Consider the following 15,551-nt stretch of genomic DNA (forward strand, 5'->3'; position numbering starts at 1 on the left):
CTCTATTCCATTTTTCTTTTTTGGGCAATAAGATTTTCTAAAGCAGCTAGAGCCGCATCAACGTCACCAAGGTTGCTAGATTCACGAATTAATTTACTTTGCTTTTGTAAATCTCTCTCCTGAAGCAAACGATTACGTTTCTGAATAATTTCCTCTATTTCATTAGGAGCGACTTCATCTGGTAAATTCTCCTCCAAAACTCGATAATACATCTGCCGCGTTCGATCATCCAACTGTGCTAAATCATAAGATGTTATCTCACCTTGCTGCATCAATATATCATACAAAACCTGCAACTCTTTAGTATCAAAAATAAATTCTTCTTGATTTCGAAATTCATTAAGCAAATAGTCATGCGTCATCAAGCGCTGCAACAACTGACCTTCTGCTTTCATAATCGCAGAGATATTTTTAGATATAGGCAGCTCTACCACAGTGACGCTTTGCTGAACAGTCCCTGATTGAAGAGCAGAGCGATTTTGAAGACGCTCACTGTTAACCGACTGTTCCACTTGATAATAATCAAAGTCCGGCAGCAAATCAGCCACCATATTAATATACGAATTTTGTGCAGTAATCGATGGCGATTGTGCAATAATTTTAGAAATTCGCTCAACATAAGCAATTTCAGCCTGCAAATTGTCACTGTTTTCTGGCTTCAAGTAATGAATAAAAAATTCTGTACTACTAATGCGACTATTTTCAAGTAAATTTGCTAAGGCATCAGGTGAATTTTTTTGAATAAACTCATCAGGGTCCATTTGCTCAGGCACTCGTACAATTTCTACATTAAAATCTTTTAGAAGTTCTAAAGATTTAGCAATCGCATTTTGACCTGCATTATCACCATCATAAGTCAAAATGACTTTCTTAGCGTAACGCTTCAAATGTCTCACATGCTCCGGTGTCAAAGCAGTCCCCATAGAAGCAACGGCATTTTCAATACCCGCCCTATAAGCAGCAATTACATCCATAAAACCTTCCATCAAATAGACTTCATGTTTTTTAGACATCACCGGACGTGCTTTATCCAAATGATAAAGTTCATATGATTTATTAAAAAGCGCTGTTGACCGCGTATTTTTGTACTTAGCCTGCTTAGCTTCTAAATCTTCCTTGGTCCATATACGCCCCGAAAATGCAACCACTTGACCAGTATCATCCGTCAACGGAAACATGATTCGGTTTTGAAAAGCATCATAAACACGATTCGTGCGTTCAGACAAATTAAAAAGACCTGAAGCCATCAAAGCATTTTCTTCATACCGTTTTGCGAGAGATTGATAAAGAAAATCAGGCTCATTTGGCGACAATCCAATGTTAAAATAATCAATCAAATCATCTGTCAGTCCACGCTGTGCCAAGTAAGCTTTCGCTTCTTGCCCTTCTTTAGTTGTTTTTAAAACAGCATTGTAAAACTTAGCCGCATCCTTATGAATGTCAATCAAAACTTGATTTGGATTTTTTGGCTTAGACTGTACTTGCTGTGTTTCAACCTGCAAAGGAATCCCAGCACGCTCAGCAACAAGATGAACACTTTCTAAAAAGCTAATCTGGCGATACTCTTCTAAGAATTTATAAACATCACCAGATTTTCCGCAACCAAAACAGTGGAAAAACTGCTTATCTTCTATTACATTAAAAGAAGGTGTCTTTTCCTTATGAAACGGACACAGTCCTATGTGGTTGCGACCTGCGCGTGTAAGATTGACTACTTCGCCAATAACATCAACAATATTAACGCTATTTTTTATCTCGGTAATTAACTCTTTGTCAATTGCCAAAAGCTCACCTCCACGCACTATTCCCATTTTAGTTTTGTATTTCATTATAACATTTTGATTCTGATTTGTAAATTCTCAAAAACCAGACTTTAAATGCTATTTTTGGTATAATAATACTAACAAAACATACAGGAGGTTTTTCGTATGATTAAAGAACTAAAAGAATTTTTGTTTAAAGCAAATGTTCTTGATCTTGCTGTCGCTGTTGTTATGGGCGCTGCTTTCAACGCCATCGTAACATCTCTTGTCAATGATGTGATTACACCGCTCTTCTTAAATCCAGCTCTAAAAGCCGCAGGTGTTAAAAAAATCGCAGATTTGTCTTGGAACGGAGTTGCTTATGGTAGTTTTCTAAGTGCTGTTATTAATTTCTTAATCATCGGTACTACACTGTTCTTTATTGTTAAAGCTGCCAATGCTGCTGCAGCTCTTACTAAAAAAGAAGACGACGAAAAAGCAGGTGAAGACGCCGTTCCAACTCAAGAAGAACTTCTTGCAGAAATCCGTGACTTACTAAAAGAAAAATAAATCTTATTTTTTAGAGCATAAAAAGAGACGCAAGGCGTCTCTTTCTTTGTATCTAATATTAATTAGAATTTTTTACGTTTGCGAGCTGCTTCTGATTTGCGTTTACGTTTTACAGAAGGTTTTTCGTAGAATTCACGTTTACGTGATTCTTGAAGAGTCCCAGCTTTAGTCACAGAACGTTTGAAACGACGAAGTGCATCGTCAAGTGATTCGTTTTTACGTACTACTGTTTTTGACATGTGTTTCACCTCCTCAAGACATTGTAACATTTACACGTTCATTACCATGATAACTGAAATATACTAAAAAGTCAATCTAAAAGATGTAAATATTGCTACTTTTTATCTATTTTTCTCCATTGCTAAATAAAAAGAAAGGAGTTGACTTTCAACTCCTTTTAATTATTCATCAATTTCTTTTCCTGTCAATTGTGCAGCGTCTGAAATGAACTGTTTGTACTTATCTTCTTCAGATAATTTTTTGATAACTTTGTTGACTGTTTTAACAAGTTTACCGCTGCCTTTTGGCATAGCCACAGCTTTGGCATCACCATCACTTGTTTTCAATGCAAAATTAGCCAGTGCCAAATCTGAATTTTGTGAAAGGTATCCTTCGGCAACTGGTTTTTCAAGGTCAACTGCTTGAACTTGACCAGATTTCAACTCGTTAATTGCCTCACCCATTGCTGTCAAAGGAATGATTTTTGAATCTTTCAATTGGTCTTTAGCCAAACCTTCTTCAATTGTTCCTTTTTGAACAGCTACTTTAAGACCTGACAAACTATCAATTGAGTTATATTTATCAAGGTTACTTGCTTTGACTAAAACAGCATTTTCTGTTTCATAGTAAGCATCTGAAAAATCATATGCATTTTTACGTTCTTTTGTTGCAGACAAACCTGAAATCGCCATATCCGCTTTTCCTGTTTGAAGGCTTGAAAGCACATTATCAAAACTCATTGAAGATAATTCAAGTTTGACATCAAGTTCATCAGCAATCGCTTTAGCTAACTCAACATCAGCGCCAACAATAGTATCTTTACCATCAATTAATGCTTTAAACTCAAACGGTGCATAATCTGGGCTGATAGCAACAACCAGTTTACCTTTTTTCTCAATTTTATCTTGTAAATTTTCATTAGATGAAGATCCACAAGCAGCCAAAGAACACACACTAACTAGCGCAAGTGCCCCTAAAATAAACTTTTTAACTTTCATATTTATTCTCTCTTCTCTTAAACTTACCTCTATTTTATCTATTTTTTTACAAAAAGTCAATGTTTTCTGAATAAAAATTCACTCCAGCACACTAACTAGTTTTTAAATTTTTTCAAACATGTTGATAATAAAGCAAGTCCCTTTTCCAAAGTTTCTTGGTTGCAGGAGTAACCAAGTCTCACATAACCTTCTCTATCAAATCGATTTCCTGGGACCAATAAAACACCGTAATCTCGCAATAGAGTCAAGCAAAATTCTTCAATTGGCACATCTACGTCTATTTTGACAAAGGATGTTGGAACTTCTGCCGGTCTTACGTATGATACTTTTGGTTCTTTGGCTATCCAACTATCTAAAATCGATAAATTCTTTCTAATAATTTTACGATTACGCTCTAGAATTGCTTCTTTGTGGCGCAAGGCTAAACTCGCCACCATATCATCAAAAACACCTGCACATATCATAGTGTAATCACGATAGTCTCGTAAAACATCAGTAATTTCATCACAAGCAGCAACCCAGCCAACACGAATCCCTGGAAGCGAGAATGTCTTCGACAAACTATTCACTGAGATTCCTTTATCGTACAAATCAACAATCGACGGTACCTGATTGTCTGTAAATGGACGATAAACTTCATCAGCCAAAATGTAGGCACCACAAGATTCTGCTATCGTAACTAATTCGCGTAGGTAATCCTCATCCATAACAGCTCCAGTCGGATTATTAGCATTATTGATGCAAATCATCTTTGTATTTGGATGAATTAACTTGTGCAGTTCAGCTAAATCAGGTAGCCAGCCATTTTCTTCTCTAACTTGCCAAAACTCCACTTCTGCTCCTAGCGATTTTGGAATATCATACAACTGCTGATAGGTCGGGTAAAGGGAAATCACGTGATCACCTGGCTCAATAAGACTGTACAAAACCAACATATTCGCTCCAGTAGCACCATTTGTCTGGAGAATTTGCTTTTCATCTACAGTTTGATACAAATCACTAACAGATTTTTTAAACTCTGGTGACCCTTCAATCCAGCCATAATTTAACTTTTTGGAAAATAATTCTTGATAGAATTCTTCCTTTGATTCACCTGTTAAGTCAAACAACTCTTTCAAAGTCAAAACATCAATTGACACGCCAGCAATGTCATATTTTGCTTCTCGTTCATGACTATTAAGCCATTCTTCAACTCCAAATCGCGGTAATTTCATTGCATTCACCCTTTTGTTTTTCTAAAAATATTTTATCATTTACAATCAAAAACTGAGAGCAAAACCTCTCAGTTTTTAAACTATTCTTCTGAGCTTGCCTGCTTTTGCGTATAAGTCGATGCTTTTTCAATCCAAGCGTCAAATTGTCCCGTTTTCTTAGCATTTTTAATCACTTTGTTCACAGAAGTAATTAATTTTTTATCAGTACCTTTAGCAAAAGCAACAGCATAGGCATCAGTATCAGTTGATTTCAAATTCAGATTTTCAATTGTCAAATCATCATTTTGTGAGATGTACCCTTCAGCAATTGCTTTTTCTAAGACAACTGCCTGAAGTTGATTATTTTTCAACTCATTAATCATCTCACCATTTGATGTCAAAGAAACAAGGCTCGAATCAGGTAATTGATCTTTAGCAATATTTTCCTGAATTGACCCTTTTTGAGCGCCAACTGATTTACCAGACAAACTATCAAGTGTTGAATAAGTAGCTAAGTCAGTCTTTTTAACAATCACAACATTTTCAGCTTCATAATATGACTTTGAAAAGTCATATGCTTTCTTACGCTCATCTGTCACTGAGATTCCAGCAATAGCAATATCAGCTTTGCCTGATGTCACAGAAGCTAAGACGTTATTAAACGACATCACCGAAAAATCTGCCTTAACTCCCAGTTCTTTCGCGATAGCTTTGCCAAGTTCAATATCCGCACCAACTAGTGTATCTTTACCATTAATCAATGTTTTAAACTCAAATGGAGCGAATTCAGATTCTGTAGCAATAACGATTTTACCTTTGTCTTGAATACTTTTTTGATTTGTTCCAGATGAACAAGCTGTCATCGTTCCAAGTGTTACTACTAGAAATAAAGCACCTAAAATCTTTTTCATATTCTCTCCTTAGTTGTTTGAGTCACTTGTTGAAAGAACGTAAGCATCTTGAACAAATTGGTCAATCTTACCTGAATCTTTTAATTCGTTGATAACTTTATTGATTTTCTTAGTCAACTTATCATCATCTTTAGGAAGGGCAACAGCATAAGCATCAGCGTCATCATTTTTCAAGGCAATATTTGAGATTGTTAAATCAGCATTATTAGCAACATAGCCTTCTGCAATTGGTTTTTCAAGAACAACGGCTTGAATTTGACCATTTTTCAATTCATTAATCATTTCACCATTTTGCGTCAAAGCAACAACTTTTGATCCTTTTAATTGTTCAGAAGCAACCGTTTCTTGGATTGTCCCTTTTTGTGTTCCAACTGACAAGCCATCTAGAGACGTTGTTTTTGTATATTTATCAAGATCTGTTTTCTTAATCAAGACTACATTTTCTGATTCATAGTATGGTTCTGAAAAATTATAAGCTTTTTTACGTTCAGGTGTTGCTGAAATTCCTGAAATAGCAATATCAGCTTTGCCTGACTGGAGACTCGCTAAAACATTGTTAAATGACATTGAAGAGAATTTCACTTTAACGCCAAGTTCTTCACCAATCGCTTCAGCAATCTTAATATCTGCGCCTACGATCGTATCTTTACCATTGACTAACGTTTTAAATTCAAATGGAGCAAATTCTGGATTAAGTGCCACCACCATTGTTCCTTTATCTTTAATATCTGAGACTGATGTATCTTTTTTATCGCCTGAGCCACAAGCTGTCAACAAGCACGCAGAAGCAACAAGAGCCAACCCACCAAACACTTTACTTAATTTCATAGTCATTTTCTCTTTTCTTTTTTGATATGTATACATTTTATTTTATATTTATACATTTGTCAATAGATTTTTTATAAAAATTCAATATTTTTGAATAAAAAAGCAAAGCTGCTATAAAACAACTTTGCCTTTTCATTTTAAACGCTATGTTTATTTACTGTGCCAGATTTCATTATTGTATTGTTCGATTGTGCGGTCTGATGAGAAGAATCCAGCTTTAGCGATATTTTTGATAACTTTAGTCATCCAAGATTTTTGGTCTTCATAATCTGCTAGCATTTTTTCTTTAACAGCAATATATTCTTTAAGGTCAATCAGAGTCATGAACCAGTCTTTGTTAATCAATTCATTGTAAAGACGTTCTAGACGTTCTGCATTACCGTGTTTCACCAATTCATCACTAACGATAAAGTCAACTGCTTCTTTAATAACTGGATCGTTTTCGTAGTAATCAGTTGCCACGTATCCTTGTGTTGCATAAAGATCAATGATTGTGTCAGAATCTTTACCAAATGTATAAATATTATCCATGCCAGCAAGCTCAGCAATTTCAACATTGGCACCATCCATTGTACCAAGTGTCAAAGCACCGTTAAGCATGAATTTCATGTTACCAGTACCTGAAGCTTCTTTAGAAGCAAGTGAGATTTGTTCTGAAATATCTGTCGCAGGGATCAAATGTTCAGCTACAGTAACATTGTAGTTTTCAACCAAGTGAACATTCAAATATTTATTTACTTCAGGATCGTTGTTAATCAATTCTGACAAGCAAAGAATCAAGTGAATAACATCTTGTGCGATGATGTAAGCTGGCGCTGCTTTACCACCAAAAATAACTGTAATCTTACGTTCTGGTAAATTACCGCGTTTGATTTCAAGATATTTATGAATCACATAAAGTGCATTCATTTGTTGGCGTTTGTACTCATGGAAACGTTTGATTTGTGTATCAATGATTGAGTTTTCATCAAGCTCAATACCTTTGTTATCTTTAAGGTATCGTTTAAGAGCTAATTTGTTATTGTGTTTGATTTCAGCAAGTTTTGCATGGACGGCTTCATCATCGGCAAATGCAAGAAGTTTTTCAAGTTTAGTTGCGTCAGTAAGATAGTCATCACCGATTAATTCTTTAAGGTAATCCGCTAAATCTTGGTTAGCAAATTCGAGCCAACGACGGAAAGTGATGCCATTTGTTTTGTTATTGAATTTTTCTGGATAAATATCATAGAATGGTTTCAATTCACTGTTTTTAAGGATTTCAGTGTGAAGTGCTGCTACCCCGTTTACAGATGTTGAGAAGTGAATGTCCATGTGTGCCATGTGAACACGACCTGATTCGTCGATAATTTGGACAGCAGGATCAGAATATTTATCAGCAACCAATTTAGCAAGTTTTTCAATGATTGTTACCAAGTGTGGTACAACTTCGTTAAGGTAGTCAAGCGGCCATTTTTCAAGTGCTTCTGCCAAAATTGTATGGTTAGTGTATCCGACCATGTTTTTCACGATTGATACAGCTTCCTCAAAATCAATACCGTGTTTTTCAGTCAAGAGACGGATAAGTTCAGGGATAACCATTGATGGGTGAGTATCATTGATTTGAACGTAAGCATAGTCAGCCAAATCATGCAAGTTTGATCCACGTTCAAGAGCTTCATCAATCAACAATTGCGCAGCATTTGAAACCATGAAATATTGTTGGTAAATACGAAGCAACTCACCATTACGATCTGAGTCATCTGGGTAAAGGAAGAGTGTCAAGTTTTTCTTGATTTCAGTTTTATCAAATGAAATACCATCGTGAATCAAACCGTAATCAAGACCATCGATATCAAACAAGTTCAAATAGTTCTTAGTATCACGTTTGTAACCTAGAACATCGATGCGGTCAAGGCGAGATTTAAGTGTGAAATTTTTGAATGGTACATCGTAGCTGATATCAGTTGGAACAAGCCATGAATCTTTTTCAATCCAGTAATTAGCTTCAGCTTCTTGTTGGTTATCAACGAAAACTTGTTTGAAAAGTCCGCAGTGATAGTTAAGACCAACACCCTCACCGTTGATACCAAGAGTTGACATTGAATCGATGAAACATGATGCCAAACGTCCAAGACCACCATTACCAAGTGATGGTTCAAGTTCAACATCTTCAACTTCAGCGATTGATCTACCAGCTGCAGCTAATTCAGCTTTAACATCTTTGTAAATACCAAGGTTAATCAAGTTATTAGACAAAAGTTTACCAATAAGAAACTCAGCTGAAATGTAGTAAACTTTGCGTTTTGCAGTGTTTTTTGGCTTTTGCGCAGCTAGCTCTTTCACGTAGTGCAAAAGCGCTACATAGATATCTTCATTACTCAAGTCAGCAAGTTTTTGACCTTTTGATGTTACATAATCTGTGAATTTAGTTGTCATTATAATATTCCTTTTTCTTTTTTATTTGAATGTATTTTTACGACAATAAAGAGCTGTAATGTCTTTCAAGAAAGCTTTGCGCTCATCAGTCAAATCTTCCTTAAGCATACGCCATTGCCAGTTACCACCAACTGTATTTGGAATGTTCATACGAGAATCCGCTGGTTTATCCAAAATATCTTGCATAGTTGCAATTGCAACATCACTAACTGTTGCAAACAAAGTACGAAGCATAGTTTGTGTGATTGGCTCGCCATCATGACGATGTGTGTAGGCATCAACAAATGATTTTTGTTCATCAGTCAAGTTCTCATACCAACCGTTAACCACTTCATTATCATGTGTACCGTTGTAGGCAACACTATTTTTAATGCAGTTATGCGGTGCATCAATACTCTTTCCTTCAGTGTCATAGAAACCGAACTCAAGAATCTTCATGCCTGGGAATGCTGTATCTTGTAAAAGTTTTTCAGCTTTAGCATCGATGTAACCAAGGTTTTCAGCAATGATTGGAAGGTCTCCAAGTTCTTCTTTTACAACATCAAATAATGCTCGTCCTGGACCAGGTTGCCAGCTACCGTCGTTTGCAGTTTCGTAATCACCACGAATTTCCCAATAATCTGAGAAACCTTTGAAGTGATCGATTCGAAGAAGGTCGTATAATTTAATTCCTTCTTTAATACGGTAAACCCACCAAGCATAGTTAGTCTTTTTATGATTTTCCCAATCATAAATTGGATTTCCCCAGAGTTGACCATCATCACTGAATGAGTCAGCAGGAACCCCTGCAATGCAAAGTGGATTCTTTTCAGCATCAACTTTGAAAAGTTCAGGCATTGTCCAAACTTCAACACTATCAGCAGAAACATAAATTGGCATGTCACCGATAATCTTGATGCCTTTTTTGTTGGCATAAGTTTTTAGATCAGACCATTGTTGGTAGAAGAAATATTGAGTGACCTCGTGATAAGTAATAACGTCTTTTAATTTCTCACGATATGAATCAAGTGCGGCTTCTTCACGTCGAACAACTGCTTTGTCATCCCATTCTTGTAAAGCTTTATTACCAAAGAATTCTTTGATTGACATGAATTCAGCGTAATCTTTCACCCAAGTTGCTTCTTTTTCAAATTCAGCAAGTACTTTTTGGTTGTCAGCACTTTGCATAAATGCTGCAACTGCTTTCTCTAAAATTGGACGACGTGCTTCAAAAATGCGAGCATAATCAACTTTTTCTAAATCATCGCCAAAGTTGACTGTTTCATAATCTTCTTTTGCCAAATAACCTTGTTTGCAAAGTAATTCTAAGTCAATTAAGTGTGTATTCCCAGCAGTGGCTGAGAATGATTGATAAGGGGAGTCACCATAACTAGTTGTTGTTAATGGTAGGATTTGCCAGTAGGTTTGGTCTGTCTCGACCAAGAAATCAACGAAGTTATAGGCTTCTTGACCAAATGTTCCCACCCCTTGTTTGCCAGGTAATGATGTGATATGCATCAATACACCACTTGCACGTTTTTCCATATGTTTTCTCCTTTATCAGCTATCTTTACACTGCAAATTATAACGCAAGCGTTTGCGTTAGTCAATCATTTTTTTGCAAAAAAATAAAAAAACACCTTAACCGCTAAAAAATTTTAGCAATTAAGGTTGTTATTTTTATAAAAGTTTACTACTAAATGTCAGCATCTAGTTGACGAACACTTTCGCGCTCTATCAATGAGAATGGGACAATGATTTTTTCGGTAATAGCTTTATCTGGTGATTTGATTAGCTCAACCAATCGTCTGAAGCTTGTTCGACCAAGATTTGCAACATTAATATCAAAAGTTGTCATATAAGGATGAATCAAAGTTGAGTAAGCAGAATTATTGAAAGTGATAATCGAAATATCATCAGGTACTTTTAATTCATAATATGATAAAAACTGAGATAGTCGCACTGAAATTGTATCAGCAATAACAATCAAAGCCGTAGCCTTGCTTGATTTAATCTGCTCAATCAAATTTTCCATTACAACTGGATCTCTACGATCGAATAATAAGGCTTTTTCACTTTGAAGTCCTAATTTTTCCATACCACGAAGATATCCAAAATAACGTTCCGATGACACTTCTGATTTCAAATCATCGGTAATAAATAAAATGTCGCGATGACCTTTTTGGTAAAGGTACTCAACAGCTTTTTTCCCCATCAACTGGTTGTCATTATCTATATAAGTAATATCATTTTCAAAACCTTCAGGGGCACCAACGATAACAAATGGCACTTCATTTTCCATCAAATATTTACGAACAGGGTCTTCTGGATCTGAATATAAGATAATAAAACCATCAACACGTTTCTGACGGTACATCAATTTAACCTGTTCTTCCAATTCTTCAACAGTCATACCCGTTGCAATTGAAACAGTGAAGTCATTTACTTTAGCTTCGCTGGTTATTGTTGAAAGAATTTGCATAAAGAACGGTTCATTCAAACGATCTGGGGTAATCAATGGTGGAAAAATTAATCCAACATTATAAGTTAAACCACTTGCAAGCATTTGTGCAGCAACATTTGGGACATAGCCGAGTTCTGCCATCGCTTTCCTAACTTTTTCTTTTGTTTTCTGGGAAATGGATCTATTATCCTTCAAAACACGGCTAACCGTTGAAGGATTCACACCAGCTTTAGCCGCTACATCTTTAATTGTAACCATCTAAGTCTCCTTTGCACCTTTCATTTTATAATAGATTTACTGTACTGACAAGGTTTTCGAGGTAAATTATCCTTTTTTTATCACCTATTATACATAAATGATTGATTTCTGCAATTGTTTGCTTTAATTTTGCTTATTTTTTAAAATTATAGAGATTTATAAGGATAATTTATAGGAAATAAAGGCTGTTTTATACCAGATTTATGCTATTTATATCAGCTTTCATATTTTTAAGACCAATTTTTTTGAACTTTTTTGATGAAAACGCTTGACAATATCCGCAAACGGTTGCATAATAATAACTGTAAATAATATAAAACTTTCTCTAGGAGGGGAAAACTCATGAAGAAGAACACATGGAAAAAAATGGTCCTTGCTGGTGCAGGTTTGACACTTGCTGGAAGTGTTTTAGTTGCTTGCTCTAACAACTCATCAACTAAATCATCTTCTGCTTCTGACAGCAAGACAATTAAACTTTGGGTACCAACTGGTGCTAAAAAATCTTACACTGCTGTTGTAAAAGATTTTGAAAAAGAATCTGGTTACACTGTTAAGATGGTTGAATCAAACGATTCTAAAGCACAAGAAAACGTTAAAAAAGACCCTCAAAAAGCTGCTGATGTCTTCTCACTTCCGCACGACCAACTTGGTCAACTAGTTGAATCTGGAGTTATTCAAGAAGTTCCTGAAGACTACGCTAAAGAAATCGCAGAAAACGATACTGATCAAGCAGTTGCTGGTGCAAAATACAACGGTAAAACTTATGCATTCCCATTTGGTATCGAATCTCAAGTTCTCTTCTATAATAAATCAAAACTTTCAAGCGAAGATGTTGCAAGCTATGAAACAATCACAAGCAAAGCAACATTCGGTGCTACTTTCAAAGCAATGAACGCTTATTCAACTGCTCCTCTCTTCATGTCAGTTGGTGACACACTATTTGGTGAAGACGGTGAAACTGTTGACGGCACAAACTGGGGTAACGATGCTGGTGTATCAGTGCTTCAATGGATTGCTGATCAAAAATCAAACAAAGGCTTCGTTAACTTGACTGCTGAAAATGCCATGTCTAAATTCGGTGATGGTAGTGTTGCTTCACTTGAATCTGGTCCTTGGGATCTCAAAGCTGCTCAAGATGCTGTCGGTAAAGACAATCTAGGTATTGCCGTTTATCCAAAAATCTCAATCGGTGGTAACGACGTTCAACAAAAAGCTTTCCTTGGTGTGAAACTTTTCGCTGTTAACCAAGCACCTGCTGGTTCTGATACTGATCGTATCGCTGCTTCTTACAAACTTGCTTCTATGCTTACTAGCGCAGAAAGCCAAGAAAACCAATTCACTTACGAAGGTCGTAACATCATTCCTGCTAACAAAGAAGTTCAAGCATCAGACACAGTTCAATCTGACGAACTAGCTCAAGCAGTCATCAAGATGGCTTCTTCATCTGACTACACAGTAGTTACACCAAAACTTAGCCAAATGACAACATTCTGGACTGAAAGTGCTGCTCTTCTCAGCGATGTCTACAATGGAAAAATTCAAAGTAGTGACTACCTCGCTAAATTGCAACAATTTGACAAAGATTTAGCAAACGCTAAATAAAATGTTTTTGGTGGGGAGTTACTTCCCCACTTTATTTTTAGGGAAAACATTGTCGGAGTTATTGCTAAGCCATTTAATTTTAAAGTTTTAGCAGTGACTTCCAACAATGCTTTAAAAGGAGTTTTGTATGACAAATTCACACTATTTTGACAGTGTATCTGTTAAAGAAGCCTTTCAAAAAGGAAAATTCGACACTAAACTGTCATTTCTGATTATGGGATTTTCAAACTTTTACCATAAACAGATTATCAAAGGTTGTCTATTTTTACTTTCTGAAATTCTTTTCTTGATTACTTTCTTCTCTCAGATTATCCCAAATCTTCAAGGGTTAATCACTCTGGGAACACACGAACAAGGGCTCGTTGAACAAACCGTTAATGGTATAAAAATGAAAGTTGCCGTAGATGGTGATAATTCAATGTTAATGCTCATCTTCGGACTTGCGTCATTGATTTTCTGCCTTGTCTTTGCCTACATCTACTGGTGCAACCTCAAGAGCGCTCGAAATCTTTACGTCATCGATAAAGAAGGTTTGAAAGTTCCTACCTTTAAAGAAGATTTTGAAACTTTGGCAAATGGTCGTTTCCACATGACTTTGATGACAATTCCAATGATTGGAGTTCTGCTCTTTACAATTTTGCCATTGATTTATATGATTTGTCTGGCATTTACAAGCTATGACCACAATCATCTACCACCGAAAAGTTTGTTTGACTGGGTTGGTTTTGCTAACTTTGGTAACATCTTTAACGGTCGTATGGCTGGAACTTTCTTCCCAGTTCTTTCATGGACTTTGATTTGGGCTGTTTTTGCAACAGTTACTAACTTCTTCTTTGGTATTGTTCTAGCACTTATCATCAATACCAAAGGTTTGAAATTGAAAAAAATGTGGCGCACAATCTTCGTCATCACAATTGCCGTACCACAATTCATTTCACTTCTCATTATGAGAAACTTGCTTAGTGACGCTGGTCCAATCAATGCATTCCTTGAAAAAATTGGACTAATCTCGACAGCAAATCCATTACCATTCTTGTCTGACCCAATTTGGGCTAAATTCTCAATCATCATCGTTAACATGTGGGTTGGTATTCCAGTAACAATGCTTGTTGCTTCTGGTATTATCATGAACTTGCCACAAGAACAAATCGAAGCCGCTGAAATCGATGGTGCCAATAAATTCCAAATCTTTAAATCAATCACATTCCCTCAAATCTTACTTGTGATGATGCCAAACTTGATTCAACAATTTATCGGTAACATCAACAACTTCAACGTTATCTACCTTCTTACTGGTGGTGGACCTACTAACTCTAACTTCTACCAAGCTGGTAGCACAGACTTGCTAGTTACTTGGCTCTACAATTTGACTGTAACTGCTGCTGACTACAACCTTGCTTCTGTTATCGGTATTCTCATCTTCGTTCTTTCTGCGGTATTTAGTTTACTTGCTTACACAAGAACAAGTTCTTACAAGGAAGGGGTTGCCAAATAATGAAAAACAAAAAACGTTTAACACTGACATTCGTCTATATTCTCTTGATTGTTTTATCAATCATCTGGCTCTTTCCAATCGTTTGGGTTGTTCTTACTAGCTTCCGTGGCGAAGGAACAGCATACGTTAACTACTTCATTCCAAAAACTTGGACGCTGGATAATTACATTAAACTATTTACCTCAGATGCCTTTCCATTTGGACAATGGTTTATGAATACATTATTTGTTGCTTCAGCTACTTGTGTTATTTCAACATTCATTACTGTTGCTATGGCATATTCTCTTAGCCGTATCAAGTTCAAACACCGTAATGGTTTCTTAAAACTAGCTCTTGTGCTTAACATGTTCCCTGGATTCATGAGTATGATTGCAGTCTACTACATCCTCAAGGCATTCAACCTCGACCAAACATTGTTAGCACTTATCCTAGTTTACTCAGCCGGTGCGGCACTTGGTTTCTACATCGCCAAAGGTTTCTTTGATACAATCCCTTACTCCCTCGATGAATCTGCCATGATTGATGGAGCAACACGCGCTGACATTTTCTTTAAAATCACTCTCCCTCTATCTAAACCAATCATTGTCTACACAGCGCTTATGGCTTTCATCGGTCCTTGGATTGATTTCATCTTCGCCAAAGTTATCCTTGGTGATGCGACAAGTAAATACACCGTTGCCATTGGACTTTTCTCAATGTTGCAACAAGATACCATCAATGACTGGTTCATGTCATTCACTGCTGGTTCAGTTCTTATCGCTGTTCCAATCACATTGCTCTTCATGTTCATGCAAAAATACTACGTTGAAGGCATCACTGGTGGTTCAGTTAAATAAGAAGAAGTTACCAACTTCTCCCCTTCTATTTATTAATTATC

At 36.3% G+C, this 15,551-nt stretch carries 13 protein-coding genes; 4 read left to right on the forward strand and 9 right to left on the reverse strand.

Features of this window, described 5'->3' with window-relative positions:
• Positions 1-2 precede the first annotated feature (2 nt).
• A complete protein-coding gene (dnaG, locus tag ACNTMY_RS05770) occupies positions 3-1,811 on the reverse strand; it encodes a DNA primase (RefSeq protein ID WP_423215727.1) in 1,809 nt (602 codons plus the stop codon).
• A gap of 117 nt (positions 1,812-1,928) precedes the next feature.
• On the opposite strand from dnaG, the gene mscL reads away from it, so the two are divergent.
• Positions 1,929-2,312 (forward strand): large conductance mechanosensitive channel protein MscL, encoded by a 384-nt coding sequence (mscL, locus tag ACNTMY_RS05775; RefSeq protein ID WP_423215728.1) that lies wholly within the window; start codon positions 1,929-1,931, stop codon positions 2,310-2,312.
• 62 nt (positions 2,313-2,374) lie between these two features.
• Here the strand turns inward: mscL and rpsU are convergent, their stop codons facing one another.
• From rpsU to ACNTMY_RS05815, 8 genes are all read right to left on the reverse strand, one after another.
• On the reverse strand, positions 2,375-2,551 hold the full coding sequence (rpsU, locus tag ACNTMY_RS05780; protein ID WP_000048058.1) for a 30S ribosomal protein S21: 177 nt from the start codon (positions 2,549-2,551) through the stop codon (positions 2,375-2,377).
• Positions 2,552-2,713: 162 nt separating this feature from the next.
• A complete protein-coding gene (locus tag ACNTMY_RS05785; protein ID WP_423215729.1) occupies positions 2,714-3,529 on the reverse strand; it encodes a transporter substrate-binding domain-containing protein in 816 nt (271 codons plus the stop codon).
• Positions 3,530-3,624: 95 nt separating this feature from the next.
• Positions 3,625-4,743: an aminotransferase gene (locus ACNTMY_RS05790; RefSeq protein WP_423215730.1), complete on the reverse strand. Its 1,119-nt coding sequence runs from the start codon at positions 4,741-4,743 to the stop codon at positions 3,625-3,627.
• Positions 4,744-4,823: 80 nt separating this feature from the next.
• Complete coding sequence (locus ACNTMY_RS05795) at positions 4,824-5,633, reverse strand: transporter substrate-binding domain-containing protein (RefSeq protein ID WP_423215731.1); 810 nt, start codon at positions 5,631-5,633, stop codon at positions 4,824-4,826.
• A 9-nt stretch (positions 5,634-5,642) separates the two neighbouring features.
• Positions 5,643-6,461, reverse strand: a complete 819-nt coding sequence (locus tag ACNTMY_RS05800; protein WP_423215732.1) for a transporter substrate-binding domain-containing protein — start codon at positions 6,459-6,461, stop codon at positions 5,643-5,645.
• Positions 6,462-6,611: 150 nt separating this feature from the next.
• Positions 6,612-8,876 carry a glycogen/starch/alpha-glucan family phosphorylase gene (gene glgP / locus ACNTMY_RS05805; RefSeq protein ID WP_423215733.1) on the reverse strand — a complete coding sequence of 755 codons (2,265 nt, stop codon included), beginning with the start codon at positions 8,874-8,876 and terminating at the stop codon, positions 6,612-6,614.
• A 21-nt stretch (positions 8,877-8,897) separates the two neighbouring features.
• Positions 8,898-10,400 carry a 4-alpha-glucanotransferase gene (gene malQ / locus ACNTMY_RS05810; protein WP_423215734.1) on the reverse strand — a complete coding sequence of 501 codons (1,503 nt, stop codon included), beginning with the start codon at positions 10,398-10,400 and terminating at the stop codon, positions 8,898-8,900.
• A gap of 151 nt (positions 10,401-10,551) precedes the next feature.
• Positions 10,552-11,577, reverse strand: a complete 1,026-nt coding sequence (locus ACNTMY_RS05815; protein WP_423215735.1) for a LacI family DNA-binding transcriptional regulator — start codon at positions 11,575-11,577, stop codon at positions 10,552-10,554.
• A 342-nt stretch (positions 11,578-11,919) separates the two neighbouring features.
• On the opposite strand from ACNTMY_RS05815, the gene ACNTMY_RS05820 reads away from it, so the two are divergent.
• From ACNTMY_RS05820 to ACNTMY_RS05830, 3 genes are all read left to right on the forward strand, one after another.
• Positions 11,920-13,179: an extracellular solute-binding protein gene (locus ACNTMY_RS05820; RefSeq protein ID WP_423215736.1), complete on the forward strand. Its 1,260-nt coding sequence runs from the start codon at positions 11,920-11,922 to the stop codon at positions 13,177-13,179.
• A gap of 127 nt (positions 13,180-13,306) precedes the next feature.
• Positions 13,307-14,674 (forward strand): carbohydrate ABC transporter permease, encoded by a 1,368-nt coding sequence (locus tag ACNTMY_RS05825; protein WP_423215737.1) that lies wholly within the window; start codon positions 13,307-13,309, stop codon positions 14,672-14,674.
• Complete coding sequence (locus ACNTMY_RS05830) at positions 14,674-15,510, forward strand: sugar ABC transporter permease (RefSeq protein WP_004232368.1); 837 nt, start codon at positions 14,674-14,676, stop codon at positions 15,508-15,510. The genes ACNTMY_RS05825 and ACNTMY_RS05830 overlap by 1 nt, the downstream gene beginning before the upstream one ends.
• The last annotated feature ends 41 nt before the right edge of the window (positions 15,511-15,551 follow it).

It is taken from the genome of Streptococcus equinus (genome assembly GCF_049393735.1).
Lineage (GTDB): Bacteria > Bacillota > Bacilli > Lactobacillales > Streptococcaceae > Streptococcus > Streptococcus equinus_G.